The organism is Neisseria animalis, from assembly GCF_900636515.1.
GTDB lineage: Bacteria > Pseudomonadota > Gammaproteobacteria > Burkholderiales > Neisseriaceae > Neisseria > Neisseria animalis.
Genome location: NZ_LR134287.1, coordinates 1,484,037 through 1,510,724, shown reverse-complemented (window position 1 = coordinate 1,510,724; position 26,688 = coordinate 1,484,037). Strand labels below are relative to the sequence as shown.

The following is a 26,688-nucleotide window of genomic DNA, read 5'->3' as shown; positions in this document are numbered from 1 at the left end:
TAGGCGATTTGCAGTGGGAATTGAATGATTTTTTAAAATTAGACTTGACCCGTTACAGCCAATTACTTAAAGTATCGTTGATTTTTTACTGATGAAAACCGGCATACCGGTTCTGCATAATTATGAGCGCACAAACTCCCACTCCCATTATCCGCTACGACAGCGTACCGACAGATGCTTACTTTTTCGGTACCTGCGTTCTCGATATTTTCATGCCCGAAGCCGGCATGGACGCTATGACCCTGATTGAGCAGCAGGGCATCCGCACCCATTTTCCGATGGGGCAGAGCTGCTGCGGCCAGCCTGCCTATTCCTCCGGTCATCCGGAAGAGGCCTTTGAAGTTGCCAAAGCCCAACTCGACTTGTTCCCTGAAAACTGGCCGGTAGTCGTGCCTTCCGGCTCTTGCGGCGGTATGATGAAACACCACTGGCCGAAAATGTTTAAAGGCACGCCTTACGAGCAGAAGGCCAACGACATCGCCGAGCGGGTCATCGAATTTACCCATTTCCTGATTGCCATCGGCTATCAGCCTGAAGACAAAGGCGAACCGGTAAAAGTTGCCGTACATACCTCTTGCGCCGCCCGCCGCGAAATGAACGTACACCTCTCCGGCTGGCAGTTGATTGACGGCATGTCGAATGTCGAGCGCATCGTCCACGACCACGAAAGCGAATGTTGCGGCTTCGGCGGCACATTCTCGGTCAAACACCCCGACATCTCCGGCGCGATGGTAACCGACAAAGTCGCCGCGCTGAAAGATACCGGCGCTACCGAAATCATCAGCGCCGACTGCGGCTGCATGATGAACATCGGCGGCAAAATCGCCAAAGACGAACCGGATATGCCGATGCCGAAACACATCGCGACTTTCCTGTTAGAGCGTACCGGAGGTAAAGCATGAGCGCGCGCGAGAATATTCTGAACAAATTGAAGCAGGCGGATGCCTACCCGATGGCAGAGCCGGATACCGCCGGATACTATCAGCGCGGCGGCATGGCTTGGGCAGACGATGTCAGCCGTTTGAAACATTGGGCGGCAGCCATGCGTGCGGTCAAAACCGAAATCTTCTGGGTAACGGAGGAAAACTGGCCGCAGATTATGTGCCAAGTCGCACAAGAAAAGGGTCTTCGCAATATGCTGCTGCCGCTGACAACAGAACACGGCAAAAAAGCGCAGACGGCCTTGCAGGCGGCCAATATCGAAACGCGCGGCTTCGACCGCGTGATTGACGGTTGGAAAGACGAATTTTTCGCCGAAATCGAAGCGGGTTTTACCGCTTCCGAGTGCGGCATCGCCCGTACCGGCACGATTATGCTGTATTCCAGCCCTGAAGAGCCGCGCAGTTTGAGTTTGGTACCGCCGGTGCACTTCTGCCTGTTTGACGCGGCAAAAATGTATAACGAATTTCATGATGCGGCAGAGGGTCAGAAACTGGTGGAAAACGGTATGCCGACCAATGTGATTCTGATTTCAGGGCCTTCCAAAACCGCCGACATCCAGCTGACGCTTGCCTTCGGCGCACACGGCCCGCGCGATTTGGTGGTTTTGGCCTTGCTGCCCGACCATATTTCCCCTGCCGACTTGGAGGACAAAGCATGAGTACGCAAACCATCCAATTTCATATGAAACCGGAAACCTTCAAGCAAAACAGTGCCATTTCCCTGCAGGACAAACCCTTGCGTAAAAGCCTGCGTACCGCTATGGATATGCTGATGACCAAGCGCAAGGCTGTTTTGACCGACGAAGAAGAGCTGCAAAACCTGCGCGATTTGTGCGAACACGTCCGCCAGCGTTCCCTATCCAAACTGCCGCAGCTTTTGGAGCAGCTTGAAGACAACCTGACCCGTTTGGGCGTAAAAGTCCATTGGGCGGAAACCCCCGATGAAGCCTGCCGGATTATCCACAACATCGTTACCGATAAAAACGGCAAGCTGGTGGTTAAAGGCAAGTCTATGGTCAGCGAAGAAATCGAGCTGAACCATTATCTTGAAGGAAAAGGCATTAAAGCGGTTGAAAGCGATTTGGGCGAATACATCGTGCAAATGGCAGGCGAAAAGCCGACCCACATCGTTATGCCCGCCATTCACAAAACCAAAGAGCAGGTAAGCGAGCTGTTCCACAACAACCTCGGCACACCGCTTACCGATGATGTGGACGAGCTGACAGGCATTGCCCGCCAAGCCTTGCGCGACGTGTACCGTACGGCCGATGTCGGCTTGAGCGGCGTTAATTTCGCCGTTGCGGAAACCGGTACGCTGTGTCTGGTCGAAAACGAAGGCAACGGCCGCCTTTCGACTACCGTGCCGCCCGTGCATATCGCCATTACCGGCATTGAAAAAGTCGTGGCCAAATTGTCGGACGTTCCGCCGCTGTACAGCCTGCTGCCGCGCTCGGCCATCGGACAAAACATTACCACTTACTTCAACATGATTACCGGCCCCCGCCGCAGCGAAGAGTTGGACGGTCCGCAGGAAATGCACTTGGTGCTGCTTGATAACGGCCGAAGCCAAGCCTATGTTGAAGAACAAATGCGCCGTACCCTGCAATGTATCCGTTGCGGTGCGTGTATGAACCATTGCCCCGTCTATACCCGCATCGGCGGCGCGGCATACGGCACCACCTATCCCGGACCCATCGGTGAGATTATTTCCCCGCACCTGTTGGGCTTGGACGCCACCCGCGACCTGCCGACCGCTTGTTCTATGTGCGGCGCCTGCGTGGAAGTCTGCCCGGTACGCATTCCGATTACCGAGCAAATGCAGCGTCTGCGTGTAGAAGCCCAGCGCGATCCGAACGAAAAAGTACCGTATCCGATTCGCGGACAAGGTGCGTCCCATACCTTCGGCGAACAGTTGGCATGGCGCACATTCAACGGCATCTTCAGCGGCAAAAAAGCCTACCGCGCATTCGGCTGGGCAGCGACCACCTTCCGCGCCCTGACACCGAGCAAACAGCTTGGCTGGACAGACAACCGCGTACCGATGAAACCTGCCAAGAAAACCCTGCACGAACTGATGGCGGAAAAACTGCGTAACCGCTGATTCCTATACCCATCGTCCATGCATACGGAAGGCCGTCTGCAAAATCCATCATCGGTTTTGCAGACGGCCTTTTTCTCCATTTAGGGCCTGTCGGCGGCAGTCGGCAACAATATAGCCGGATAACACAGCATGAGGCCGTGCCGCAAACCGTATGAATCCTACGGAATGGCGGATTTTCCGCTTTGGCAGTTTGTTTGGGCTTTTTGAGCAGAAGGCAGCCGACATTCTGTGATGCTTGATTTTCAATGGAAGCATTTGCCCGAAAACGCACTCGGTAGCAAAAAGCATAACAAGATTATCGGCATCAGTTTCCGATGGCAGGGAAACAATGCAATCGGACGAACCGACTGTATGGCTCCGTTAACGCCCGATTCCAGACAAAACGCATATAACCCGAAAGCACAAACATGAACATCAGCCAAGCAGCGCAGACGGTAGGACTTTCTGCCAAACAAATCCGCGATTATGAAAAAATCGGTTTGATCCGGCAGCCTTCGCGCGGCGCAAACGGCTACCGCCTTTACCAAGAAAGCGACATCAAACGTCTGCATTTTATCTGTCATGCCAGACAGGTCGGCTTTCCGCTTCATGACATTAAAGACTTGCTGGCATTATCCGACAATCCAAACCGCACCAGCGAAGCAGTCAAATCGCTGACGGGACGGCATATTGCCAGACTGCATGACGAAATTGCCAAAATGCAGGCGATGCTCCGTCTGATTGAAGGGTGGTATCACCAATGTTCGGGTAGCGGAATTTCTGATTGTCCGATTCTGGATGGCTTGGCTGCTCCTGTCTGTGCCGGTCGGAATGATGATGCACAATCTTGCAAAGCCATTGACGGATAACGTGATTTGTTAATCGCTTGCCGATATTTTGCATAGCTTTTCTTATTTGCTTATTCACGCATTTGACGCTTTTTGCGACAATATGCCACCGTATCGTGCCAAAGTTGACGATACGGATACCACCATAAACCATACCAAAAGGATAAAACCGGTGAAACGCATATTTCTCTTCATCGCTACCAATATTGCCGTCTTGATTGTTATCCGCATCGTATTGGCGGTTTTAGGCATCAACAGTACCGATGACACGGCCAGTCTGCTGGCATTTTCCGCCGTAGTCGGTTTCAGCGGTTCGATTATTTCGCTGCTGATGTCGAAAACCGTTGCCAAAAATTCGGTAGGTGCGGAAGTCATTACCCAACCGCGCAGCGAAGAAGAAGCATGGCTGCTGGCTACTGTTGAGGCACAAGCGCGCCAATGGAATCTGAAAACGCCCGAAGTGGCGATTTACCACTCTCCAGAGCCGAATGCGTTTGCCACGGGAGCCAGCAAAAACAATTCTTTGGTGGCCGTCAGCACCGGTCTGCTCGACCACATGACCCGCGATGAAGTGGAAGCGGTATTGGCACACGAAATGGCGCACGTCGGCAATGGCGATATGGTAACGCTTACGCTGATTCAGGGCGTGGTCAATACTTTTGTCGTCTTCTTGGCGCGTATTGTTTCCGGTATGGTTGCCAAAAATGAAGACGGCTCGACTTCGCAAGGCACTTATTTTATGGTCAGCATGGTATTGCAAATCGTATTCGGTTTCCTTGCCAGCATCATCGTGATGTGGTTCAGCCGCCAGCGCGAATACCGTGCCGATGCGGGCGCGGCTAAATTGGTCGGTGCGCCTAAAATGATTGCCGCGCTGCAACGCCTGAAAGGTGCGCCGAGCGACTTGCCGCAGGAAATGAACGCTATGGGCATTGCCAGTGACAGCAAAGATTCGCTGTTGAGTACCCACCCGTCGTTGGACAACCGTATCGCCCGTTTGCGTGCTTTATAGTTTGAAATATGATTAAGGCCGTCTGCAAATCAGCGCAACCGAAACATGGATTTCAATATACTGATTTGCAGACGGCCTTTGTGGTTGATATGTGTCAATACATTTGAGTTAAGCATTTTATAGAGAAAAACCTGCATTTTTTGCAGGTTTTTTCTTTTTATAGTTAATTAAAATAAAAATAGGACATTAATGCAGCAGTAAAATTATCTGAACCGGGCAAAACCGAACGCATATATTTTTTAATATTTGCCCATGTTTTCTCTATCGGATTCAATTCGGGAGAATAAGGTGCAAGCGGTAGAATTTCATGTCCGCAACGATGTGCCATCTCTTGCAAAATACTTATTCTGTGAAATCTTGCATTATCTAAAATAATCAATGATTTTGGTGGCAAATCAGGTAACAGCATGGTTTCAAACCATGCTTCAAAAAAAGTACTGGTCATGGTGTTTTGATAAACCATGGGTGCAATCAGTTTTTGCCCGATTTGTGCAGCAACCAATGACAACCGTTGATATTTCTTCCCACTTATCTTAGTTTTAACCATTTGCCCTTTGGGGCTGCGGGCATAGGGGCGAAAGAAATAGGTATCGAATCCTGTTTCGTCCAAATAAACCGGTTGATAATCCGAAAATTGAGCTAATCGGGCTAAATAATGCGCTACTTTCGAAGGGTCTTGTTCTCTGTAAGTGGTGGTCTTTTTTTACGTGTGATACCCAGCTTTTTGAGTGCATAAAAAACAGCTTGGGCTGTGCAGTTAAACACTTGGGCGATTTCATGTAAATGGGCATCAGGATTCTGACCGACATATTGTTTGAGTTTTTCTGTATCCAGCTTGGCAGCATTTTGTCCTTTCACTTGATGTTTCAGGCTGCCTGTTTGCTTTTCCAGTTGTATCCAAAGATAGAGTGTATTTCTTGATATGCCGTAGGTCTTGGCTGTTTGGCTGGCGTTATTACACTGCTTGTAATGGTTCAATGCTTTTTCCCGCAAATCTATTGAATATGCCATTTTTTACTCAAAATAAATCAAAATTGTACTGTTTTATTTTTAAATTACTATATAGTCGAATAAAATAAGAATGAGACAGGGCAGCGAAGCCGCAGACAGTACACATAGTACGGCAAGACAAAGCAACGCTGTATCATTCTTATTTTAAATGACTATACTGTTTTGATGGCTGTCTATGAGATGGAATGACAAATGATACAGCGTTGTGATGCCTTGTCCGGATACGTTGCTCGAAGGAGCTTAGCCAAGCTGAGGAAACAGCGTATCCGCCGACCGGTATTGTTTGTACTGCCGATTGGTTTCTTGTTTGATTCTGCGTGATTCAGCCATATCCTGTTAAGGTGAGAGTAACTAATCGATTTTCACCCGTTTCAAGCGCAGGGCGTTGCCCAAAACGGAAACCGAACTTGCCGCCATCGCCGCGCCTGCAATCACGGGGCTGAGGAAGCCGAGTGCGGCGAGCGGGATGCCCAAAATATTGTAGAAAAAGGCGAAAAACAGGTTTTGCTTGATGTTTTTCAGGGTGGCGCGCGCAATCAGCAGCGCGTCGGCAAATTGGTTGACCGAATGCTGCATCAGGGTGGCAGATGCGGTGTGTTCGGCCACGTCGGCACCGCCTTTCATGGCGAAGCTCACGTTGGCGGCGGCCAGCGCGGGGGCATCGTTGACACCGTCGCCCACCATGGCCACCACTTTGCCGGCGGCTTTCAGTTTTTGCACTTCGGCGGCTTTGTCGCGCGGGCTCATGTTGCCGAAGGCGCGGTCTATGCCCAGTTGGGCGGCGATGTAGTCGACCGTGCCCGGGTTGTCGCCGCTCATGACATATACTTCGATGCCGTGCGCTTTCAGACGGCCTATGGCTTCGGCACTGTCGGCTTTGAGGGTGTCGGCCAGTGCGAACGCGCCGACGGGGCGGTTGTCTGCCGATACGGCGACGATGGTGGCGATGTTCCATACTTCGTCCAAACCGGCGGGGAGGGTCAAGCCTGCATAATCGGCTTTGCCGACTTTGACCGCTCCGATGCCTTCGATATCGGCAGCAATGCCGGCACCGACGGCGGTTTGCGCGCCGGTGGTTTCGGGCAGGTTGAGCTTGCGTGCGTGTGCGGCGGCAACGATGGCGTTGGCAATCGGGTGGGTGGCGTTTTGTTCGACGGCGGCGGCGATGCGGTATAAATCGTCTTCGCTGTAACTGCTTTCAGGCGCAAGATATACGGCGGCCACTTGCGGACGGCCTTCGGTGAGCGTGCCGGTTTTGTCGAGGATGACGGCGTTGACGTGCGCCGATTCTTCCATCGAGGCGGCGTCTTTGAACCAGATGCCGTGTTTCACCGCTTTGCCCATGCCGACCATAATCGCGGCGGGCGTGGCCAGACCGAGTGCGCACGGGCAGGCGATGACCAATACGGCTACGGCATGCATGAGCGCGGTGCTCCAGTCTCCTTTGATGAGCCAAGTGAGCGCGAAGGTCAATACTGAGATGCCGACCACCACGGGTACGAAAACGGCAGCGGCTTTGTCGGCAATCCGTGCAATCGGTGCTTTGCTGCCTTGGGCCTCGGAAAGCGCGTTCATCATGTCGCCGAGCAGGGTGTGGCTGCCGAGCTGCTGCGCACGGTAGGTAATGCTGCCGTCGGTCATCAGTGCGCCCGCCAGCACTTTGCTGCCGGCTGTTTTGATTTCGGGATTGGATTCGCCGGTGAGGTGGCTTTCGTCCGCCCAGCCGCTGCCGCTTTCGACGGTGCCGTCGGCGGCGATGCGTTCGCCGTGGTTGGCGCGGATTAAATCGCCGATTCGGATTTGGTCGAGGGGCAGCGGCACCCATGCGCCTCCGCGTTGCACGGTGGCCTGCGGAGGCGTGAGTTTCAGCATTAGAGAAAGGCTGTTGAGGCTGGATTTTTTGGTGCGGTGTTCCAAAAATTTGCCCAGCGAAACGAAACCGATCACCATCACGCCCGCTTCAAAGTAAACATGCGCCATGCCGTCGTGTCCCATGCCGCGGTGGTGGAGCATCATGTAAGCCGAATAGAGGTAAATCGCCACTGTGCCGATGGTGACCAATACATCCATGTTGGCCAGCCCGTCTTTGATGCTGGTCCACGCGCTTTTGTAAAAGGGAGAGGCGAGCCAAAGCTGCACGATGCTGGCCAGCGTAAACTGCCACACGGCGGGTATCATCCAATCGTGCCGCCCGATCATCATGCCCGCCATACCGATAAGAAACGGGATATTGATGGCGAGCAGCAGCCACAAACGCCAGCCTATGTGTACGGCACCGTCATCGGCGGCAGGCTGCAAATCGGTTTTTTCTTTCGCGCCATAGCCGGTTTTTTCGATGATTTTTATCAGGCCGGCGATGTCGGTTTGGCTGTCGTCAAAGGTAATCTGCGCTTCCTCACTGGCGAAATTTACGCCCGCACTTTCAATAAACTCTTTTTTATTCAAGACTTTTTCAATACGGGAGGCGCAGGCTTGGCAGGTCATGCCTTCGATTTGGAAGCGGACTTTTTGTTGCACGGTACACGTCCTTTCGGATAGGAGGGGCTGACGGCCCCGAAAGAGGCCGTCTGAATATTTACAGTTTCATGTAATGGCGGGCCGAACCGTCTTTTTGAATGGCTGTGATGTTCAGGCTGCCGGGTTTTTCCGGTCCCATGCCGGGCGAGTTGGGCGGCATACCGGGCAGGGCGATGCCTTTGATGGCCGGTTTTTCTTTCAGCATTTTGCGGATGGCGGCAACGGGAACGTGGCCTTCCACTACATATTGCCCGATTTGCATGGTGTGGCAGCTAGCCACATTGCGGGTGCCGTATTGGGTTTTCACGGTGTTCATGTCGTCTTTGTTGATGGTTTTGACGTTAAAACCGTTTTGCTTCAGGTATTTGACGTATTCTTCACAGCAGCCGCAATAAGGGCTTTTATACAGAGTGGCATTCGGCGGCGCGGCAAGGACGGCGGCGGTGCTGAGGGCGGCAGTCAGGCCGAAGAGGGCGGTTTGCAAACGGGAAGATAAAGTCGGTTTCATTTTTAATATCTGTAAATTAAACAGTAAACAAATCAGCTTGATAGGATGCGCCCCAGTGTATCAACGAGTAATCATGCTTCGGGGTGTATTTTATAGTCGAATAAAATAAGAATGAGACAAGGCAGCGAAGCTGCAGACAGTACAGATAGTACGGCAAGGCAAAGCAACGCTGTATCATTCTTATTTTAAATGACTATATTACCCGTATCGGTTTCAGACGGCCTTTATGCTGAAAAGGCCGTCTGAAAATCGAAAAACAGCTTACAGCGATGCGTCGAAACCGCCGTCTTCTACCGCTTCAATCAAAGCAGCAGGATTGGTTTGCGCTTCGTCGTATTCGACAACGGCGTTGTTTTGCTCCAAGCTGACTTCGGCTTTGGCAACGCCTTCCACGCCTTCCAGAATACGGGTTACGCTTTTCACGCAGCCGCCGCAAGTCATGCCGCCGATGTTTAAAGTAATGTTTGCCATGATGCTTTCCTTTTCGTTCGGATTGAAACAATGTGTTGATGATAAACCTTAACGTGGGGTTAAGGTCAAGTATGATGCAGTTGGAGGCCGTCTGCAAATTCGGCATTTTGCAGACGGCCTTATGGTTTGTATTGATGGCTTAAGGTGTCGGATATTGGAAAATGCTTTTTATATTGATTTAAAGGTTTTTAAGCGGTGTTCGGAGGAATAACGGGATTTTTGATTATCTTGCAGGCGTGGTCTTTACAGTTCTTTCGGAAGCGCGTTACACTTTCTTTGCAGACGGCATGGTCTTAAAAGTGATGCCGTTGCTTCCCTGCTGCCGTCAGTGTGCCGGCAGTTTTGTAGTCAGTGTCATTGTGCCACTGCTGGTATAAAGGAAAATTTATGTCTCTTTCTCCCGTAGCTTTGCGTCGTGAAACCGCGTGTCAGCCGCACCCGACTGTACATTATTGGAAAAAATGCGATGTTGAAGCATTGTTCGACTTGCCGTTTTTGGACTTGGTGTATCAGGCGGCGGAAGTACACCGCCGGCATTTCAACCCGCGCGAAATCCAACTTTCCACTTTGCTTTCTATTAAAACCGGCGGCTGCCCCGAAGATTGTGCGTATTGCCCGCAATCGGCACACCATCATACGGATTTGGCTAAGGAGCAATTATTGGATGTTGATGAAATCGTTGCCAAAGCCAAGATTGCACAAGCACGCGGAGCGGGACGTTTCTGTATGGGGGCGGCGTGGCGCGGCCCGAAACCGCAAGATGTGGCCGCTGTTTCGGCCATTATCAGAGCCGTAAAAGATTTGGGCTTGGAAACCTGCGGTACGTTCGGCATGCTGGAAGAAGGCATGGCGGAAGAGTTGAAACAGGCGGGTTTGGACTATTACAACCATAATCTTGATACCGATCCCGAGCGTTACAATGACATTATCCATACCCGCCGCCATGAAGACCGTATGGATACATTGGGCAAAGTGCGGCGGGCCGGTTTGAAGGTGTGTTGCGGCGGTATTGTCGGCATGAATGAAACCCGTTCCGAGCGTGCCGGTTTGATTGCAAGCCTTGCCAATTTGGATCCGCAGCCGGAAAGCGTGCCGGTGAATCAGTTGGTCAAAGTGGCGGGAACGCCGTTGGCCGATGCAGATGATTTGGACTGGACGGAATTTGTACGCACGGTTGCCGTGGCGCGGATTACCATGCCGCAAAGTTTCGTGCGCCTCTCCGCCGGACGCGCGGATATGCCGGAAGCCATGCAGGCCATGTGTTTTTTGGCGGGCGCAAATTCGATTTTTTACGGCGATAAACTGCTGACCACGGAAAATCCTGATGAAGACGGCGACCGGATATTGATGGGCAAACTGAATCTGCTGCCGCTGGGCAAGGCGGAAGCAGGGCAGGAAGGTGCTGAAATTCAGGTTTAAGGCTGTCTGCAAAATCGCAAATTGTTTGGTTAAACTGCCGGTTTGACTTTTCCGGCCGTTTGTCCGTACAATTCCGTATCGGGACATTATGATGCTGCAATGCATCGTGGTGCCCTTTGTTTTTATTATTGTTTCAGTAACCGCACCCCGGCGGTTATCCGACGGATAAGGAGAACGTGTGCACGATTATTTGATTTCCATACTCACAAACTACGGCCTGCCGCATAGCGGTTGGATGTTGACGCTGACCATCGCGGCTTTGATTGCGCTGACCACGGCAGCCGTACACATTTTGCTGCATTTGGTGGTATTCCGCATTATCGGTGCGAAAATGCAATCGTCCAAAATCTTGTTTTTACAGGTTTTGGCGGAAAAATCGCTGTTTAAAAATCTGGCCTTCACCATACAGGGCGTTTTGCTGTCTCTGCAATTATCGCTGTGGCTGGAGCAGGGAGGCGTACAGGAATTTCTGCTGACGCTGACCAATATCTTCACCATTATTTTCGGCCTGCTGACGCTGTTTGCGCTGCTCGGTGCCGTCGAAACCTATTTCTTCCGCCGCAATATCGCCCAGCATTTCCCGATGCGCGGCCTGATGCAGACGGTAAAACTGATTGCCGCCATCGGCGCGGGTATTTTGATTGTATCCATGCTGCTGAACAAATCGCCGCTGTTTTTATTGAGCGGTTTGGGCGCGATGACTGCGGTGCTGATGCTGGTGTTCAAAGATCCGATTTTGGGTTTGGTGGCCGGTATCCAGCTTTCCGCCAACAAAATGCTGAACATCGGCGACTGGCTGGAAATGCCGAAATACAACGCCGACGGTTCGGTTATCGACATCGGTTTGACCACGGTAAAAGTCAGCAACTGGGACAATACCGTTACTACCATTCCGACTTACGCGCTGATTTCCGATTCGTTTAAAAACTGGCAGGCGATGAGCGAATCGGGCGGACGGCGGATTAAGCGGCCGGTTTACATCGACAGCACCAGCGTACGCTTCTTGAGCGAGGCGGACATTGAAAAACTGGCGCAGAGCCGTTTGCTGAAAGAATATTTGAGCGAACGCCAACAGGAAATCGATGCGTTCAACCACGAACACGCCATCGGCAGCGACAGCCCCCTGAACGGCCGCCGTTTGACCAATCTCGGCACGTTCCGCGCATATTTGAAGCATTATTTGGAAAACCACCCGCGTATCCGTAAAGACATGACCTTGCTGGTGCGGCAGACCGAAGGCAGCGGCAACGGTATTCCGCTGGAAATCTACTGCTTTACCAATACTGTGGCATGGGGCGAATACGAAGCCATTCAGTCGGATATTTTCGACCATATCTTTGCCGTTATCGGCGAGTTTGGTTTGCGCGTCTTCCAAAACCCGACCGGCCATGATTTCAGCATGATGGCTGCCGGACCCGAACGCAGGCAATAGTCTGCACGGCTTCGGCAGATAAAACCATGTCAGCAATCAGGGCGGCTGCCGTGGTGATTTTAGGCAACACCTTGTACGATTTGAACCGTACAAGGTGTTTTTATAGTCATTTAAAATAAGAATGATACAGCGTTGCTTTGCCTTGCCGTACTATGTGTACTGTCTGCGGCTTCGCTGCCTTGTCTCATTCTTATTTTATTCGACTATATTTGCAGACGGCCTTTCCTGCAAACACACGCAATAAAGAACGGAAAACAGGAAAATACCGTTGGATAACACGAAACGGAACAAGGCGGCAAAGCCACGGATGGTGCGGATACGGTGCGGCAGGCAGGTTGTGCCATCAGTTTGAAAAGCGCGGTAACGCTGTATGGTTACGTGTGAAAAAACCTATGCTGCCAAAACGTTTGAGCGGCAGGCTGATGGTCTGATGCAGCGGTTTTGTTCGGACGGCGGACCGTCGGGGGTGAAACCGTCTTCAAGCGGATAATGTGAGATGATGATGGCCGGTATCGGCTGTGCTGTTTTGGGGTGGCTTGAAAATTTCAAAAGGGCAATTTTGAATGGAGCGCGTTTCAATCAGATAAAAGGCCGTCTGCAAATCGGCGGGTTGCGCCATATGCAGACGGCCTTTGGCGTATAACGGGAGGTTGTTTGTCAATACACGTCGCGTTGGTAGCGTTTGTCTTCGCGTAAGTCGTTGAGATAATCTTCGGCTTCGTCGCGGCTGAGACCGCCTTGTTCGGCAATCACGGCAAGCAGTGCTTCTTCGACATCGCGTGCCATTCGTCCGGCATCGCCGCAAACGTAGAGATGTGCGCCTTGCTGCAGCCATGCCCATACTTCGGCGGCATTGGCAGTAATCTTATGCTGAACATATACTTTTTCCGCTCCCTGTCTGCTCCAAGCAAGATCGGCGCGGGTCAGCAGGCCGTCTTTGCGGAATTGCTGCCATTCGGTTTGATAGAGGAAGTCGTCTGTAAAACGCTGGTTGCCGAAAATCAGCCAGTTTTTGCCTTCGTCTCCGTTGGCGGCGCGCTGTTGCATGAAAGAACGGAACGGGGCGATACCGGTACCTGCGCCAATCATGATAATCGGGGTGCTGCCGTTTTGCGGCAGACGGAAGTGCGGATTGGGTTCGACAAATACGCGTACGCTGTCGCCTTCTTCCAAACGGCTGCCGAGAAAGCCGGAAGCCGCTCCGGTATAGGTGTTGCTGTGGTGTTCGAAACGTACGACACCGACAGTCAGATGGACTTCTTCGCCGACTTCGTCTTGTGCAGAGGCGATGGAATACAGACGGGGAGTTTGCGGGCGGAATAAGCCGAACAGGGTTTGTGCATCGAGAATGTGCGGGTATTGCGCCAGCACGCCGACAGGCGGAGTAGCGGCAAGGAAGGTATCCAATGTTTCGGCATTTCCGGCAATCGATTGTAAGTCTGCGCTGCCACTGAGTTCGGCATACTGCTGTACGAATGCGGGGGTAATCTGGGTAATGTCGGCAAACTCGCTCAATGCCGTCTGAATATCGGTTTCGTTGCCGTTGGGGAGCGTAATCGGCTCGCTGCCGGAAAGTTGATTTAACTCTAAAATTTCTTTAACCAACTCGGGAGCATTCAGCGGCCATATGCCCAAGGCATCGCCTGCTTGGTATTGCAAACCTGAACCGCTCAAGTCGATTTCGATGTGCTCTACGTCTTTTTCAGCATTGCGCGAGGTGATTTTTTGGCGTACCGACAGGCTGGCGGTCAGCGGCTGCTCTTTGGTGTACACGGCAGCGGCGGTTGCCTGTGCTGCGACAGATTGGGCAGAGGCGGGAGAGGATTGTGCGGCCAGTCCGGTTACTTTGGGAACAATGGCGTCAATCCATGCATCGGCGGCGGTTTGATATTCCAAGTCGCAAATACCGACATCATGTAGACGGCTTGCGCCCAGAGCGGCGAGTTTTTCGTCGAAATCTTTACCTGCTTGGCAGAATTTCGGATAAGAAGAATCGCCTAAGCCCAATACGGCAAAGGTCAGTTTGCTCAAGTCGGGGGCTTTTTTGCCAAACAAAAATTTGTACAGTGGCAGGGCTTCTTCGGGCGGCTCGCCTTCGCCTTGGGTGGACGTTACCAACAATACGATGTCTTCATCGGGCAGGGTTTTGCTTTTGAAATCGGCTGCTCCGGCCAAGCGTGCGGTGATGCCTGCTTCTTCCAGCTTGCCGTGCAAGGTTTCGGCAACGCGGCGGGCATTGCCGGTTTGCGAGGCGGATAATACGGTTACGCGGCGGGCGGCGGCAGGGGCGGTCGCTTCGGCAGCAAAGGCGGCGGATATGTTGGCGGCGGCATTGCCTTGGCTTTGCGCCCAGCAATAGCCGGAAAGCCATGCAAGTTGGGTAGGAGAAAGCGTGGAAAGTTGCGCTGAAATTTCAGCAGGAAGCGGATTGGCTTGGGTCATGGGTTTTCCTTTTTGGTCGCAGCGGCAGGAACATTGCATCAGGCATCGGGTTGGGAAGGTACTGCCGGATATGCAGACGGCATTATCATGCCTGTTGTTTCCGCTGCTTCACAGAGGGTATCGGTTTGCCCGTATTGCGGCAATTTGTCGGCGTTACTTTATACATGCCGTCTGCAAAAAGGAAAGAATGGTTTGTTTGGTTGTAATGCAATTTTGTTATAACGCAAACGGCAAAACAGCAAGGTTTTATCTTGAGAAAATTTTTATAAGATTTTGATTGATATGGTTTAAATGTTTTACTTTGGCAAAAGGCCGCTGCCATACTGTCTGAAAAATGGTAAACTGCCACTCTTATTTTGCAGACGGCTTACAATGGGTATTTTTAAAAGATTTTATACAACTGCTGTTGCTTTGATGCTTGCTGCCTGCGGGCATGCGCCGGTTGGGACGGCGGCGGATATTGGGGGCGGTAGCAATCTGATTGTTTTTTATACGCCGGAAACAGGAAAGGCGGCCTTGCTGCGTGCTGCCCGTGATTATGGTGTGGAAGTCGTGTATGAGTACAAAAATTTCAACGGTATTGCCGTCCGTGTACCGCAGGGAGTTTCGCCGAGCGAGGCGGCAGCGTATTTCCGAAATACAGACGGCGTGTTGGCGGTCAATCCCGACGGTATGGCGGTGCTGCACTAGTTTGCTGAATGTTTGAAGTTTCCACTTGCCATGTCTGAACGCAAAATCATTCATATCGATATGGACGCATTCTATGCTTCGGTAGAGTTGCGCGAGCAGCCGCATCTCAAAGGCTTGCCGGTGGTGGTGGCATGGGAGGGTGCAAGGTCGGTTGTTTGTGCCGCTTCATACGAGGCGCGGCAGTTTGGCCTGCATTCGGCCATGTCGGCACTGACCGCCAAGCGTCTTTGTCCGCAGGCAGTCTTTATTCCGCCGCATTTCGATTTGTACCGCCGCGTTTCGGCACAAATCCATGCGGTGTTCAGACGGCATACGGATTTAATCGAACCTTTGTCGCTGGACGAGGCGTATCTTGATGTAACGGCAAATTTCCAAAATATTCCCTATGCCAGCGAAGTGGCGCGCACAATCCGGGCAGAGATTCTGGAAGAAACAGGGCTGACGGCTTCGGCAGGTGTCGCGCCCAACAAATTTCTGGCTAAAATTGCTTCAGATTGGCGCAAACCGAACGGGCAATTTGTTTTGCCTCCGCAAAAAGTTCCCGCATTTTTAGACAAACTGCCGCTGGGTAAAATTCCCGGCGTAGGCAAGGTTACCTTGAAAAAAATGCAGTCGCTCGGTATGCATACCGCCGGAGACTTAAAGGGATTCGGGCGCGGGGAGCTGGTTCACTATTTCGGCCGCTACGGATACCGCCTGTACGATTTGGCACGCGGTATCGACGAGCGTCCGGTGCAGCCGCGGGCCGAACGCTTGCAGATTTCAACCGAAATCACCCTTCCTGAAGATATTCCCCTGCAAATGACCCTCCAGCATCTGCCGCATTTGGCAGAAGATTTATGGCGGCAAATACAGCGTAAAAATGTTGACGCAAAAAGCGTAACGCTCAAGCTGAAAACCCATGATTTCCGAATCATCACCCGCTCGCTGACCTACTCCTCCGCCCTGCCTGACAGCAAGGCACTGCTGCAAGCCGCATATACTTTGGCTCAGCGCGTACCGCCGCAAACCGAAGACGCATTCCGGCTGATTGGCATAGGTGTCAGCCATTTGTTGCCGAAGAACCAGCAACAATCACTTTGGTTATAAAGAAAGAGAGAAGTATTCTTTCCATTCTCACCCCAAGAGTCGGACAATGGCGCAAACCCTTATTTTGCAGACGGCATTACCCTCAAAAGGCCGTCTGCAAATTCCCGAAAAGCAACAGGATTACCGCCATGTCATCATTCCGCCCGCAGTTGTGGACCATTCCCGAAGTAGCCGATACGGACAAACAACGCCTTCCTGAACGGACAACCTTATTAGAGCAGCGTTTACGTATCATTGCCGAGCGCTTCCCGCAAGCCGTATTCGCCTCCAGCCTTGCGGTAGAAGATATGGTAATTACCGACATGATATGCCGTCTGCAACTGCCAATCCGCATCATTACCCTGCATACCGGCAAACTCAATGCCGAAACCGAAGCACTGATTGCCGCTACCAATACGCGTTACCCAATCAAACTGGAAGTATTCCACCCGATAGCAGACGATGCAGCCGAATTCGAGCAGCAATTCGGCGCAACCGCCATGTATGACAGAGTAGAACTGCGCCGCCGTTGCTGCCATATCAGAAAAATCGAACCACTCAACCGCGCATTGGCAACCGCTCCCGCATGGCTGACAGGACAGCGGCGCAGCCAGTCCGACACACGCAGCGAGCTGGCCTTTGAAGAACACGACCATGCGCGCGATATTGCCAAGTTCAACCCGATTTTTGATTGGGAAGAAACCGATGTTTGGGCATACGCACAAGCAAACGATGTACCTTTAAATGATTTGTACCGGCAAGGTTATCCCAGTATCGGCTGCGAACCCTGTACCCGTCCGGTCAAGCAGGGAGAGAACATCCGCTCCGGCCGCTGGTGGTGGGAAAGCAAAGACAGCAAAGAATGTGGTTTGCATAAATAAAAACAAAACAAAGATTGAAACAGCGTTTACAAAAACCTTAAACAAGGTCGGGTAAACGCTGTTTTATTTGATGGAATAGAGCAGTTTTTCGAAAAGCTGAAAGCAGAACAAAATAAACCGTTAAACCCATTGCATGAAAAATAAAAATGCAATGAAAAATTTGCACATGTATCCGATTTCCCAGCAAGCAGGATTACCGTTTTAGATTAAGCACATACTTTACACCGCATATTTTTACTTTTACGCTGGCAGCCTGATACAATATGAACCGGTTTGATTTTAAGGAAAGAAAATGAATATTCTGCCATATCAAAAAGCAGTTGCTGAACGTATGCTGGTCAATACTGAAAACGAAACCATCCACCCTGAAGCACATTTTATCGAGACTGCCAACGGATACTGGGTAGCTTGGCATAATGGAATCGCCGCATTGCTTGCTCCGAATACCCCACCGGATATCCCGTGTTTTTGGGTAGAAGGGGCGCACTCTTTGGAAGAGTTGGTGGAAATGGTAGAAAATGGTGAATTTGATGCAGTAGAAGAGTTTGAAGGCGATGACGATGCTTGGCGCGAAGCAGCAACGTCTTGTCAAGAACATCATCATGCTGATGATTGCCGGTGTCATCATTGATATTAGGTTTTATCGCCAAGATAACCAGATATCCTGATTTTTGAAGATATTATGCGCGCATATTACCAAAACACCATTGCTAATTTTATCCAAGAATCGCCAGAAAACATTCTGGGAAAATTGTCCATGCACCACCAAAATCGTAGTTTGGAGGACACGCAGCGTAATGCGTGGTGTACGCAAATTGAGCTATTAAAAAATGGCTTGGCGGGCATCGATGGGCATATTTATTTTGAATTTAGCATTCCACGCATGGGGCGCCGAGTGGATAATATTTTGATCATTGGCGATAAAATCATTGTATTGGAATTTAAAATCGGTAGCGAAAGTTTCCACCGCCAAGGCATTACCCAAGTTGTTGATTATGCCTTGGATTTAAAAAACTTTCATGCAGGCAGCCATGATAAAACATTGATTCCGGTTTTGCTGGCCGAGCATGCGCCAAACGCTCGTTTGAATTTCCCCGAAGCACTGGATTTAAAAACGGCGGTCTGTCTAAATAAAGATAATTTTGCCCAATTTATCCGCACTTTTGACACCAAGCCGGCCATCAATCCTAGCCAGTGGGAGTAAGCCAGCTATAAGCCGACGCCAACGATTGTAGAAGCCGCGCAAGCCTTATATCACGGGCATGATGTGCATGAAATCACCCGCTCGGACGCCGGGGCGGAAAACCTTTCCACGACGGCAAAATGTATCAGCCAGATTATTGAACAGGCCAAAACGTACAAGCAAAAAGCGATTTGTTTTATCACCGGTGTGCCGGGCGCAGGCAAAACGCTGGCCGGGCTAAACATCGCCAACGAACGACTGAAAACCGACGAAAATGAACACGCCGTGTTTTTGTCTGGCAATGGGCCGCTGGTTTCGGTACTTCGTGAAGCATTAACCCGTAATGCCGCTGTAAATCAAAACATCAAAAAGAGCGAGGCAGAGCGCCACGTCAAGGCTTTTGTGCAAAACATTCATCATTTTCGCGATGAATACCTTAAAAATCCATCGGTACCCACTGAAAAAGTTGTGGTATTTGACGAAGCGCAGCGTGCATGGAATCAAGAGCAAACCAGCAGCTTTATGCAGCGCAAACGCGGACTTCTCGATTTTTCACAATCAGAACCTCACTTTTTAATCAACGTGATGGACAGACACCAAGACTGGTGCGTGATTGTTTGCCTGATTGGCGGCGGGCAAGAAATTAACACAGGTGAGGCGGGGCTTAGCGAATGGGTGGCAGCATTAAAAAATGATTACCCAAAATGGCAAGTTTATTTTTCAGAACAAATCATTAAAGAGGCACATTATCTAAATAATCCAGAGCTGACCGACTGGCTGATTGGCACCGGACACGAAAAAACCGCTTTGCATTTGGCAACTTCTGTGCGCTCTTTTCGCTGTGAAAAACTCTCCGAATTTGTTCATGCGCTGCTGGACGCTGACATTCAAGCTGCGCAAGCACTTTATCAGCAAATTAAACAAGATTATCCCATTGTACTTACGCGCGATTTGCAGACGGCCAAACAGTGGTTAAAACAGCGCGCTAAAGGCAGCGAGCGGTTTGGCTTAATCGCTTCATCAGGTGGGCGACGCCTCAAAGCGCTTGGTGTGAACGTAAAAAACGAAATAGACGTCAATCATTGGTTTTTAAATACCGATGATGACGTGCGATCGTCTTATTATTTAGAAGATGTTGCGACGGAATTTGACGTGCAAGGTCTTGAGCTGGACTGGGTTTGCGTAGGCTGGGACAGTAATTTTTATTACGATTCAACTACGCAGCAATGGAATTATCGCGCGTTTAAAGGCAGTAGATGGCAAAACGTGTGTCAAGCCAGCGCACAAAATTACTTAAAAAATGCGTATCGCGTTCTCTTAACGCGCGCTAGACAAGGCATGGTAATCTGGCTTCCCGAAGGCAGTGATGACGACCCAACGCGAGCGAAATGTTTTTATGATGACACTTATCAATTTTTGGTTGAGGCTGGTTTAAGAGAGTTGAAGCATTAAACTTCTATAAACAAGTTTGTTGTAATGGATTGTAAACTTCCTATTAATATCTTTGTGATGTCGAGATTGATGCATAATGTTTGTTCACTTATATCATAGCATGGTAGATAAAAAGCCGTCTGAAGTTTGAATTTCAGACGGCTTTTTAGGGCTGGAAGGTATGTATTATATGTGAATACAAATAACCCGGCCATTGTTTGCTGATGGTAGTACGGATTGATTATACAGAATGGTTTTATTTACTGTGCTGTTTCTTTATGCTCACTTGACGTTTTTTAGATTTGCCGCCGCTGTTGCGGGATTTTTCTTCTTTGCGGTTTTCGCGTTTTTCAATGCGGTTGCTTAAAGATACGCGGCGTAGTGGTTTTTTCTTTGGTTTGTCGGCGGCTTCTTCGTAGGGGTTTTCCGATACGTTGTATTGGATACGCAACGGTGTGCCTTGCAGGTTGAAGGCTTTGCGGAAGGTTTGTGTGAGGTAGCGGGTGTAGCTGTCGGAAATGGCTTGCAGCGAGTTGCCGTGGATAACGATAACGGGCGGATTCATGCCGCCTTGGTGGGCATAGCGCATTTTCGGGCGCACCAATCCTGAACGCGGCGGTTGTTGGCGTTCGATAGCGCTTTGCAGTACACGGGTAATTTTCGGCGTCGGCATTTTGATCATGGCGGCGTTGTAGGCGGATTGTATGCTTTCAAACAGGCCGTCTATGCCGCGTTCTTTGAGGGCGGAAATGAAGTGGAATTTGGCAAAGTCGAGGAAATACAGTTTGCGGTTGATGTCGCGCTTGACTTGTTCCCGGCGTTCTTCGCTGATTCCGTCCCATTTGTTGACGGCCACTACCAGTGCGCGTCCGGCTTCGAGGGCAAAACCGGCGATGGTGGCATCTTGGTCGGCGATGTCTTGCTGCGCGTCCAGTACCAAGACGGCGACATTGGAGGCTTCTACGGCCTGCATGGCTTTGATGACTGAGAATTTTTCTACGGCTTCTTCGACTTTTCCGCGCCGGCGTACGCCGGCGGTGTCGATGATGGTAAACGGTTTGCCGTCACGCTCAAAATCAATATGGATACTGTCGCGGGTGGTTCCTGCCATGTCGAAAGCGATGACACGCTCTTCTCCGAGAATGGCGTTAACCAGTGTGGATTTGCCGACATTGGGTCTGCCGATTACGGCAAATACGGGGTGTTTCGGCTCTTTGGCTTCTTCTTCCGGCTCGGGGAAGTTTTCCAAAATTTCTTCAATCAGATAGTACACGCCATCACCGTGCGCGCCGGAGATGACGTGGGGTTCTCCGAGTGCGAGTTCGTAAAATTCGGCGGATAAAACGGCTTTGTTGCCGCCTTCGCCTTTGTTGACGGCGAGATAGACGGGTCGGGGGCTTTGGCGCAGTCTGTCGGCGATGATTTTGTCTTGCGGGGTCAGACCGGTACGCGCATCCACCAAGAAAACAACGGCATCGGCTTCATCGACGGCTTGCAGGGTTTGCTTTGCCATTTCGTGCAGAATGCCGCTGTCGACGACAGGTTCGAAGCCGCCGGTGTCGATAACGAGATAGGGCTTGCTGCCCACTTTGCCGTGCCCGTAGTGGCGGTCGCGGGTCAGGCCGGGTAAGTCGTGTACCAGCGCGTCTTTGGTACGGGTCAGGCGGTTGAACAGGGTGGATTTACCGACATTGGGACGGCCGACAAGGGCAATGGTGGGTTTCATTTTCTTAATATGCTTTCGGTGGTGCGGTATTTGCAGACGGCATAAAGGGTAAAGGCCGTCTGCAAATAGGGGTATCCGGTATTTAAGGGTTTGGGGTTTGCTTGAATGTTTGTCAAATACAATCAAGCGGTTAAGCCGCCATTGCCGCAAGGTCGGAATTCACAGCCTGTTTCGACAACTTTACGCGGGAATGCGTTGTTTGAAATCAGTATGTACTCCGAGGGTGCGGGAATGACGGCGGTGTTATGGCAATGCTGAAACTGCGGTATTTGCAGACGGCTTATTTTTGCGCGTCGATTTTCATTTGCAGCAATTCGCGTCCGGCCGCTTCTTTGGGCAGCTTGGCCAAAGCCTGTTCGTAGTTTTGCAGGGCTTCTTGTTTTTTGTTTTGCGCGGCGTAAACATCGCCTTTGGTTTCCAGCAGCAGCGGCTCGAAGTCGCTTTCTACTTTGGTGTTCAACGCGGCGAGTGCTTCATCGTATTTTTTCTGCTGAAGGTTGACCACAGCCAGACGTTGCGCCGCCAAAGCCTGAATCAGCGGGGTTTGCTGGTTTTTCAACACCCAGTTCAGGTGACCGGCGGCAACATCGTAGCGGCCTGCATCAAACTCGGCGGCAGCAGCCATCAGCGTGGCTTGGGCGGCGGAAATGGTTTTGGGGTAGTTTTCTTGGAGTGTTTGCAAATCGGCGTTCAGCTGCTGCTGGTCGGCGTTTTGCTGCGCTTTTTCAACCAACTGCTCCAATACGGCTGCGGCTTCTTGGTTTTGGGTAACCAGATGGCGCTGGTACATGGTGTAGCCCAAGTAGCCTAATGCGGCGATAACCAGCAGGGCGAATATCCAACGGCCGGTACGCTTCCAAAAATATTTGAAGTTGTCTAACTCTTGTTGTTCTTCCAAATGGGCTGCCATTTATGCATTCTTCCATGTGTGTAAAGTGTTAATCAAATCGGCGGCGGCGATGGTCTGCTGGCCTTGTGTGCCTTGCAGGTCTTTCAGGGTAACGGTGTTTTTGGCCAGCTCGTCTTGGGCGACAATCAGGGCAAAGCGTGCGCCGCTGCCGTCTGCTTTTTTCATCTGTGCCTTGAGGCTTTGGTAGCCGGAGTGTTGTAAAACGTCGAAGCCTTCGGCTCGCAGGAGTTGGGCGTATTTCATGACCTGCAAATCGCTGTCTTCGCCTTGATGTACGGCATACACGTCCGGTGCGGCATTGGCGGTTAAAGAGCCGTATTCGTGCACCAGCAGCAGCAGGCGTTCGATACCCATGGCAAAACCGATGGAGGCCGCCGGTTTGCCGCCCAATTCTTCAATCAGGCCGTCGTAACGTCCGCCGCCGCATACGGTGGCTTGCGCGCCGAGTTTGTCGGTGGTCCATTCGAATACGGTTTGGTTGTAGTAATCCAAACCGCGTACCAAGCGGGGGTTTTCGACATAGCGGATGCCCAAGCCGTCGAGCATGGCTTTGAAACGGGCATAGTGTGCTTGGGAGGCTTCGCCCAAATAGTCGATCAGGCGCGGCGCGGCGTTGCAGATTTCCTGCAAATCGGGGTTTTTGCTGTCGAGTACGCGCAAGGGGTTGGTGTGCAGACGGCGTTTGCTGTCTTCGTCCAACTCCGCTTCGTGTTCGGAAAGGTAGGCAACCAAGGCGGCGCGGTGGGCGGCACGTTCTTCACGGTTGCCCAAGCTGTTGATTTCCAAGGTCAGGTAGTTGCTGATGCCCAGTTTGTCCCATAAGTCGGCAGACATGGCGATGATTTCCGCATCAATATCGGGACCTTCAAAGCCCAAGGCTTCGATACCGACTTGGTGGAATTGGCGGTAACGGCCTTTTTGAGGGCGTTCGCGGCGGAACATCGGTCCCATGTACCATAATTTTTGCGGGCTGTTGTACAGCAGGTTGTGCTCGACTACGGCGCGCAGGCAGGAAGCTGTGCCTTCCGGACGCAGGCTCAGGCTCAGGGAGTCGTTGGAATCGGAAAAAGTGTACATTTCTTTGCCAACGACATCGGTTTCTTCACCGATTGAGCGGACAAACAAACCGGTTTGTTCGACAATCGGTGTGCGGATTTGGCGGTAGCCGTAGGCGCGTGCCCATCGGTTTACCGTATCTTCAAAAGCCTGCCAGAATGCGGCGGTGAGTTTGAAGTCTTTCTGTTCGACGGGTAAAAGGTCGTTCATGCCTTTTACCGATTGGATTTTTTGTGCCATTTCGGAGTGGATATTTTTATCAAATAGTAGGGGATTATAGCTGATTTTTCATGATTTGTGATGTTCGGAAGGCTGTTTGCGGGGGGGAGGCCGTCTGCAAAAATGCAAATAAAGTTCAGGTGAGGCAAACTGTTGTGGGCGTCTTCAGGTACAATTCTGCTTTATGAGCAAACGTACCAATCCTTTGCCGCTTTTGGACGGCGTAAAACCCAGCTATTTGGTTCTGCCGCATGACAAGCGGTTTTATCATCTGCCGCTGTTGGATTTTCTCTGCATCCGCTTTCCTTTTGTCGGACGGGAAGGCTGGCGGGCGCGGCTAAACAGCGGTTTTGTGGTCGGAAGCGACAGCAGACCTTTAGACGAGTATGCGCCGTTTGCAGCAGGCGAAACGGTTTATTATTATCGGGAAACCAGTCGGGAGAGCGAGCCGCGCATACCGTTTGATGAAAAAATTCTGTATGTTGACGAACATTTGATTGTGGCCGACAAGCCTCATTTTCTGCCGGTTATCCCCAGCGGACGGTTTTTGCGCGAAACTTTGCTGACAAGATTGCGGCTGCGCCCCGAACTCCAGCATTTGAATGTGGCGGATATTTCGCCGCTGCACCGCTTGGACAAGGATACGGCGGGTGTGATATTGCTGTCGCACAATCCGTCATCACGCCATGCTTATCAGAAGATGTTTCAGGAGAAAACCGTTAAGAAGGTGTATGAGGCGGTTGCGCCGACACGCACGGATTTGGTTTATCCTTATTCGGTGCAGTCGCGCATGGTGCGCGGCGAGCAGTTTTATCTCACCCGCGAGGTGGAGGGAGAGCCGAATGCGTTGACCACCATCGAGTTGTTGGAAAACTGTGGGGTGAACAGTTTGTACCGTCTGTATCCGCATACCGGCAAAAAGCACCAGTTGCGCGTACACATGATGCGTTTGGGTATGCCGCTGCTGAATGATACGCTGTATCCGGTAGCGCATGAGGCAGGCAGCGAAGATTACAGCAAGCCGTTGCAATTACTGGCCAAGCGTATTGAATTTGCCGATCCGTTCAGCGGGGAAATGCGGATATTTGAAAGCACCATGTGCTTGTCTGGTGTTTGAAGTGTGAAGCAGATTGTTGATGAAACAGTGTGCAGGGTAAATACATCATGGCGGGTTTGGATAGCAAGCCGGTTGCGGTATGGCGGATTGAAAAGGCCGTCTGCAAAACGGGCTGTGCCTTCCGCCGGAATTTACAGACGGCCTTTTGCCGTATATTAAGGAGCAGATATGTCGCTACATTCCCTGATTGCCGCTTTGCCGAAAGCAGAGCTTCATGTGCATATCGAAGGTACGTTGGAGCCGGAGCTGATGTTTGAAATTGCACAGCGCAACGGTGTTGAAATCCCTTACCGCAATGTGGAAGAGATTCGCGCGGCGTATGAATTTCACAATTTGCAGTCGTTTTTGGACATTTATTATGCCGGCGCGGCGGTGTTGCTGCACGAACAGGACTTCTTCGACCTGACTTATGCCTATCTGCTGCGCTGTAAAGCCGATAATGTGGTGCATACGGAAATCTTTTTTGATCCGCAAACGCATACGGCGCGGGGCGTGGCGTTTGAAACGGTAATCGGCGGTATGCTCCGTGCCTGCGAAGCCGCGCGCAAAGAGTGGGGCATTTCCAGCCTGCTGATTATGTGTTTCCTGCGTCATTTGTCGGAAGAGTCGGCTTTTGAAACCTTGGAGCAGGCGTTGCCTTTCAAAGAGAACATCATTGGCGTGGGCTTGGATTCGAGCGAAGTTGGCCATCCGCCGTCCAAGTTTGAGCGTGTCTTTGCCAGAGCGCGTGAAGCAGGCTTTTTAACGGTGGCGCACGCGGGCGAAGAGGGGCCGCCGCAATATGTTCGCGAAGCATTGGATTTGTTGGAGGTTGCACGCATCGACCACGGCGTACGTTCGGAAGAAGACGAAGAGTTGATGGAAAGGTTGGTTGACCTGCAAATGCCACTGACGGTCTGCCCGCTGAGTAATTTGAAACTGAAGGTGGTTGGGCAGTTGGCGCAGCACAATTTGCGCCGTATGCTGAAACGTGGGGTTTTGGTTACGGTAAATTCCGACGATCCGGCTTATTTCGGCGGTTATGTGAACCACAATTTTACCGAACTGGCCGATGCTTTGGATTTGACTGCCGGGGAAATCCGTACATTGTGCAAAAATTCGTTTGCGGCTTCGTTTTTAAGCGATGAAGAAAAAGAGCGGTGGTGTAGTCGGATTGATAAGATTGTTTGACGGCTTGAAGTGCTTGTTTTGCAGACGGCATGATTGCGCCGTTATGGTAAGGTATAGTCTTTTAAAATAAGAATGATACTGCGTTGCTTTGCCTTGTCGTACTATCTGTACTGTCTGCAGCTTCGCTGCCTTGTCTCATTCTCATTTTATTCGACTATAAATAACGAAACTGCGGCGTTGCTCCGTTTTGCAGTTTCGATTTATGTGTGGTGTCAATTTGTATGCAGTTTTTATGCTGTATTTGACTTTTGTCTGATTTGCCTTAACACTGCAAAGAGCCACTCAAAACACGGTGATAATCTCCCAGCCGTAGCCTTTGCTTTGCAATGAGCGCGTGTAAGTGGTGCAGCCCGAACTGTATGCGGGAGCCTTACTGAGTGGCTTTTTCATTTGCCTGCAAAGCTCTACGATGCGGAAAGGCCGTCTGCAAAATATCGCTATTTAATGCGGAATAATACGGCGTTGCTGTGTTTTGTCCAAAGAAGGGGTTAAATCAGCAAGTCCGCCCTATATGGTCTGGGCGCTTGCGGCTCTGCTGCCTTGTTTTATGCTGTGT

Annotated in this window: 24 protein-coding genes; 15 read left to right on the top strand and 9 right to left on the bottom strand. The window is 51.1% G+C overall.

What is annotated here, in order from left to right; genetic code table 11:
* Nucleotides 1-122 precede the first annotated feature (122 nt).
* The 5 genes from EL111_RS07070 to htpX all read left to right on the top strand — a co-directional run bounded on the left by EL111_RS07070 (nucleotide 123) and on the right by htpX (nucleotide 4,881).
* A complete protein-coding gene (locus EL111_RS07070) occupies nucleotides 123-902 on the top strand; it encodes a (Fe-S)-binding protein (protein ID WP_123795911.1) in 780 nt (259 codons plus the stop codon).
* Nucleotides 899-1,600 (top strand): LutC/YkgG family protein, encoded by a 702-nt coding sequence (locus EL111_RS07065; RefSeq protein ID WP_123795912.1) that lies wholly within the window; start codon nucleotides 899-901, stop codon nucleotides 1,598-1,600. The genes EL111_RS07070 and EL111_RS07065 overlap by 4 nt, the downstream gene beginning before the upstream one ends.
* Nucleotides 1,597-3,042 (top strand): LutB/LldF family L-lactate oxidation iron-sulfur protein, encoded by a 1,446-nt coding sequence (locus EL111_RS07060; RefSeq protein WP_123795913.1) that lies wholly within the window; start codon nucleotides 1,597-1,599, stop codon nucleotides 3,040-3,042. Before EL111_RS07065 ends, EL111_RS07060 begins: the two co-directional genes overlap by 4 nt.
* Before the next feature lie 407 nt (nucleotides 3,043-3,449).
* Nucleotides 3,450-3,890 carry a MerR family DNA-binding protein gene (locus EL111_RS07055; protein ID WP_123795914.1) on the top strand — a complete coding sequence of 147 codons (441 nt, stop codon included), beginning with the start codon at nucleotides 3,450-3,452 and terminating at the stop codon, nucleotides 3,888-3,890.
* Nucleotides 3,891-4,041: 151 nt separating this feature from the next.
* Entirely contained in the window at nucleotides 4,042-4,881 is an 840-nt protein-coding gene (htpX, locus tag EL111_RS07050) for a protease HtpX (RefSeq protein WP_123795915.1), read from the top strand.
* Nucleotides 4,882-5,044: 163 nt separating this feature from the next.
* On the opposite strand, the gene EL111_RS07045 is transcribed toward htpX, so the two are convergent.
* The 4 genes from EL111_RS07045 to EL111_RS07030 form a co-directional block, all read right to left on the bottom strand.
* Nucleotides 5,045-5,892, bottom strand: a protein-coding gene (locus EL111_RS07045; protein ID WP_126325849.1) for an IS630 family transposase whose coding sequence is annotated in 2 segments (ribosomal slippage) — nucleotides 5,045-5,577 and nucleotides 5,577-5,892 — 849 coding nt in all. Because the reading frame shifts where the segments join, the coding sequence is not laid out codon by codon here.
* A gap of 351 nt (nucleotides 5,893-6,243) precedes the next feature.
* Complete coding sequence (locus EL111_RS07040; protein WP_123796087.1) at nucleotides 6,244-8,409, bottom strand: heavy metal translocating P-type ATPase; 2,166 nt, start codon at nucleotides 8,407-8,409, stop codon at nucleotides 6,244-6,246.
* A gap of 58 nt (nucleotides 8,410-8,467) precedes the next feature.
* On the bottom strand, nucleotides 8,468-8,917 hold the full coding sequence (locus EL111_RS07035; RefSeq protein ID WP_123796086.1) for a DUF411 domain-containing protein: 450 nt from the start codon (nucleotides 8,915-8,917) through the stop codon (nucleotides 8,468-8,470).
* A gap of 261 nt (nucleotides 8,918-9,178) precedes the next feature.
* On the bottom strand, nucleotides 9,179-9,388 hold the full coding sequence (locus tag EL111_RS07030; RefSeq protein ID WP_123796085.1) for a heavy-metal-associated domain-containing protein: 210 nt from the start codon (nucleotides 9,386-9,388) through the stop codon (nucleotides 9,179-9,181).
* A gap of 387 nt (nucleotides 9,389-9,775) precedes the next feature.
* On the opposite strand from EL111_RS07030, the gene bioB reads away from it, so the two are divergent.
* Both bioB and EL111_RS07020 read left to right on the top strand, forming a co-directional pair.
* Nucleotides 9,776-10,807, top strand: a complete 1,032-nt coding sequence (gene bioB / locus EL111_RS07025; RefSeq protein WP_123796084.1) for a biotin synthase BioB — start codon at nucleotides 9,776-9,778, stop codon at nucleotides 10,805-10,807.
* 178 nt (nucleotides 10,808-10,985) lie between these two features.
* Nucleotides 10,986-12,239, top strand: coding sequence for a mechanosensitive ion channel family protein (locus tag EL111_RS07020; RefSeq protein ID WP_197717750.1), 1,254 nt, complete (start codon nucleotides 10,986-10,988; stop codon nucleotides 12,237-12,239).
* A 478-nt stretch (nucleotides 12,240-12,717) separates the two neighbouring features.
* On the opposite strand, the gene EL111_RS07015 is transcribed toward EL111_RS07020, so the two are convergent.
* Together EL111_RS07015 and EL111_RS07010 are read right to left on the bottom strand one after the other, a co-directional pair.
* Nucleotides 12,718-12,900, bottom strand: a complete 183-nt coding sequence (locus tag EL111_RS07015) for a hypothetical protein (RefSeq protein WP_123796083.1) — start codon at nucleotides 12,898-12,900, stop codon at nucleotides 12,718-12,720.
* Nucleotides 12,897-14,681, bottom strand: a complete 1,785-nt coding sequence (locus EL111_RS07010; protein ID WP_123796082.1) for an assimilatory sulfite reductase (NADPH) flavoprotein subunit — start codon at nucleotides 14,679-14,681, stop codon at nucleotides 12,897-12,899. The genes EL111_RS07015 and EL111_RS07010 overlap by 4 nt, the downstream gene beginning before the upstream one ends.
* Nucleotides 14,682-15,053: 372 nt before the next feature.
* On the opposite strand from EL111_RS07010, the gene EL111_RS07005 reads away from it, so the two are divergent.
* The 6 genes from EL111_RS07005 to EL111_RS06985 all read left to right on the top strand — a co-directional run bounded on the left by EL111_RS07005 (nucleotide 15,054) and on the right by EL111_RS06985 (nucleotide 19,955).
* A complete protein-coding gene (locus tag EL111_RS07005) occupies nucleotides 15,054-15,371 on the top strand; it encodes a hypothetical protein (protein WP_123796081.1) in 318 nt (105 codons plus the stop codon).
* Between the two features lie 30 nt (nucleotides 15,372-15,401).
* Nucleotides 15,402-16,460, top strand: a complete 1,059-nt coding sequence (gene dinB / locus EL111_RS07000; protein WP_123796091.1) for a DNA polymerase IV — start codon at nucleotides 15,402-15,404, stop codon at nucleotides 16,458-16,460.
* Nucleotides 16,461-16,588: 128 nt separating this feature from the next.
* Nucleotides 16,589-17,320, top strand: a complete 732-nt coding sequence (locus tag EL111_RS06995) for a phosphoadenylyl-sulfate reductase (RefSeq protein ID WP_123796080.1) — start codon at nucleotides 16,589-16,591, stop codon at nucleotides 17,318-17,320.
* Between the two features lie 292 nt (nucleotides 17,321-17,612).
* Nucleotides 17,613-17,951, top strand: a complete 339-nt coding sequence (locus tag EL111_RS06990; protein WP_123796079.1) for a general secretion pathway protein GspG — start codon at nucleotides 17,613-17,615, stop codon at nucleotides 17,949-17,951.
* A 51-nt stretch (nucleotides 17,952-18,002) separates the two neighbouring features.
* A complete protein-coding gene (locus tag EL111_RS10640; protein WP_197717749.1) occupies nucleotides 18,003-18,524 on the top strand; it encodes a hypothetical protein in 522 nt (173 codons plus the stop codon).
* Between the two features lie 63 nt (nucleotides 18,525-18,587).
* Nucleotides 18,588-19,955, top strand: coding sequence for a DUF2075 domain-containing protein (locus tag EL111_RS06985; RefSeq protein ID WP_197717748.1), 1,368 nt, complete (start codon nucleotides 18,588-18,590; stop codon nucleotides 19,953-19,955).
* Nucleotides 19,956-20,190: 235 nt separating this feature from the next.
* On the opposite strand, the gene der is transcribed toward EL111_RS06985, so the two are convergent.
* The 3 genes from der to hisS form a co-directional block, all read right to left on the bottom strand.
* On the bottom strand, nucleotides 20,191-21,660 hold the full coding sequence (gene der / locus EL111_RS06980) for a ribosome biogenesis GTPase Der (protein WP_123796078.1): 1,470 nt from the start codon (nucleotides 21,658-21,660) through the stop codon (nucleotides 20,191-20,193).
* A 280-nt stretch (nucleotides 21,661-21,940) separates the two neighbouring features.
* Complete coding sequence (locus EL111_RS06975; RefSeq protein WP_123796077.1) at nucleotides 21,941-22,570, bottom strand: YfgM family protein; 630 nt, start codon at nucleotides 22,568-22,570, stop codon at nucleotides 21,941-21,943.
* Nucleotides 22,571-23,866, bottom strand: a complete 1,296-nt coding sequence (hisS, locus tag EL111_RS06970) for a histidine--tRNA ligase (RefSeq protein ID WP_123796076.1) — start codon at nucleotides 23,864-23,866, stop codon at nucleotides 22,571-22,573.
* Between the two features lie 163 nt (nucleotides 23,867-24,029).
* On the opposite strand from hisS, the gene EL111_RS06965 reads away from it, so the two are divergent.
* Together EL111_RS06965 and EL111_RS06960 are read left to right on the top strand one after the other, a co-directional pair.
* Nucleotides 24,030-24,962, top strand: coding sequence for a pseudouridine synthase (locus EL111_RS06965; RefSeq protein WP_123796075.1), 933 nt, complete (start codon nucleotides 24,030-24,032; stop codon nucleotides 24,960-24,962).
* A 168-nt stretch (nucleotides 24,963-25,130) separates the two neighbouring features.
* Complete coding sequence (locus EL111_RS06960) at nucleotides 25,131-26,132, top strand: adenosine deaminase (protein ID WP_123796074.1); 1,002 nt, start codon at nucleotides 25,131-25,133, stop codon at nucleotides 26,130-26,132.
* Nucleotides 26,133-26,688 lie beyond the last annotated feature (556 nt).

Excerpts from the sequence above, each read along its gene's own strand:
- EL111_RS07070 (WP_123795911.1), top strand. The coding sequence starts at position 123 with ATGAGCGCACAAACTCCCACTCCCATTATCCGCTACGACAGCGTACCG.
- EL111_RS07065 (WP_123795912.1), top strand. The coding sequence starts at position 899 with ATGAGCGCGCGCGAGAATATTCTGAACAAATTGAAGCAGGCGGATGCC.
- EL111_RS07060 (WP_123795913.1), top strand. The coding sequence starts at position 1,597 with ATGAGTACGCAAACCATCCAATTTCATATGAAACCGGAAACCTTCAAG.
- EL111_RS07055 (WP_123795914.1), top strand. The coding sequence starts at position 3,450 with ATGAACATCAGCCAAGCAGCGCAGACGGTAGGACTTTCTGCCAAACAA.
- EL111_RS07035 (WP_123796086.1), bottom strand. The coding sequence starts at position 8,917 with ATGAAACCGACTTTATCTTCCCGTTTGCAAACCGCCCTCTTCGGCCTG.
- EL111_RS07030 (WP_123796085.1), bottom strand. The coding sequence starts at position 9,388 with ATGGCAAACATTACTTTAAACATCGGCGGCATGACTTGCGGCGGCTGC.
- bioB (WP_123796084.1), top strand. The coding sequence starts at position 9,776 with ATGTCTCTTTCTCCCGTAGCTTTGCGTCGTGAAACCGCGTGTCAGCCG.
- EL111_RS07010 (WP_123796082.1), bottom strand. The coding sequence starts at position 14,681 with ATGACCCAAGCCAATCCGCTTCCTGCTGAAATTTCAGCGCAACTTTCC.
- EL111_RS07005 (WP_123796081.1), top strand. The coding sequence starts at position 15,054 with ATGGGTATTTTTAAAAGATTTTATACAACTGCTGTTGCTTTGATGCTT.
- dinB (WP_123796091.1), top strand. The coding sequence starts at position 15,402 with ATGTCTGAACGCAAAATCATTCATATCGATATGGACGCATTCTATGCT.
- EL111_RS06995 (WP_123796080.1), top strand. The coding sequence starts at position 16,589 with ATGTCATCATTCCGCCCGCAGTTGTGGACCATTCCCGAAGTAGCCGAT.
- EL111_RS06990 (WP_123796079.1), top strand. The coding sequence starts at position 17,613 with ATGAATATTCTGCCATATCAAAAAGCAGTTGCTGAACGTATGCTGGTC.
- EL111_RS10640 (WP_197717749.1), top strand. The coding sequence starts at position 18,003 with ATGCGCGCATATTACCAAAACACCATTGCTAATTTTATCCAAGAATCG.
- der (WP_123796078.1), bottom strand. The coding sequence starts at position 21,660 with ATGAAACCCACCATTGCCCTTGTCGGCCGTCCCAATGTCGGTAAATCC.
- EL111_RS06975 (WP_123796077.1), bottom strand. The coding sequence starts at position 22,570 with ATGGCAGCCCATTTGGAAGAACAACAAGAGTTAGACAACTTCAAATAT.
- hisS (WP_123796076.1), bottom strand. The coding sequence starts at position 23,866 with ATGGCACAAAAAATCCAATCGGTAAAAGGCATGAACGACCTTTTACCC.
- EL111_RS06965 (WP_123796075.1), top strand. The coding sequence starts at position 24,030 with ATGAGCAAACGTACCAATCCTTTGCCGCTTTTGGACGGCGTAAAACCC.
- EL111_RS06960 (WP_123796074.1), top strand. The coding sequence starts at position 25,131 with ATGTCGCTACATTCCCTGATTGCCGCTTTGCCGAAAGCAGAGCTTCAT.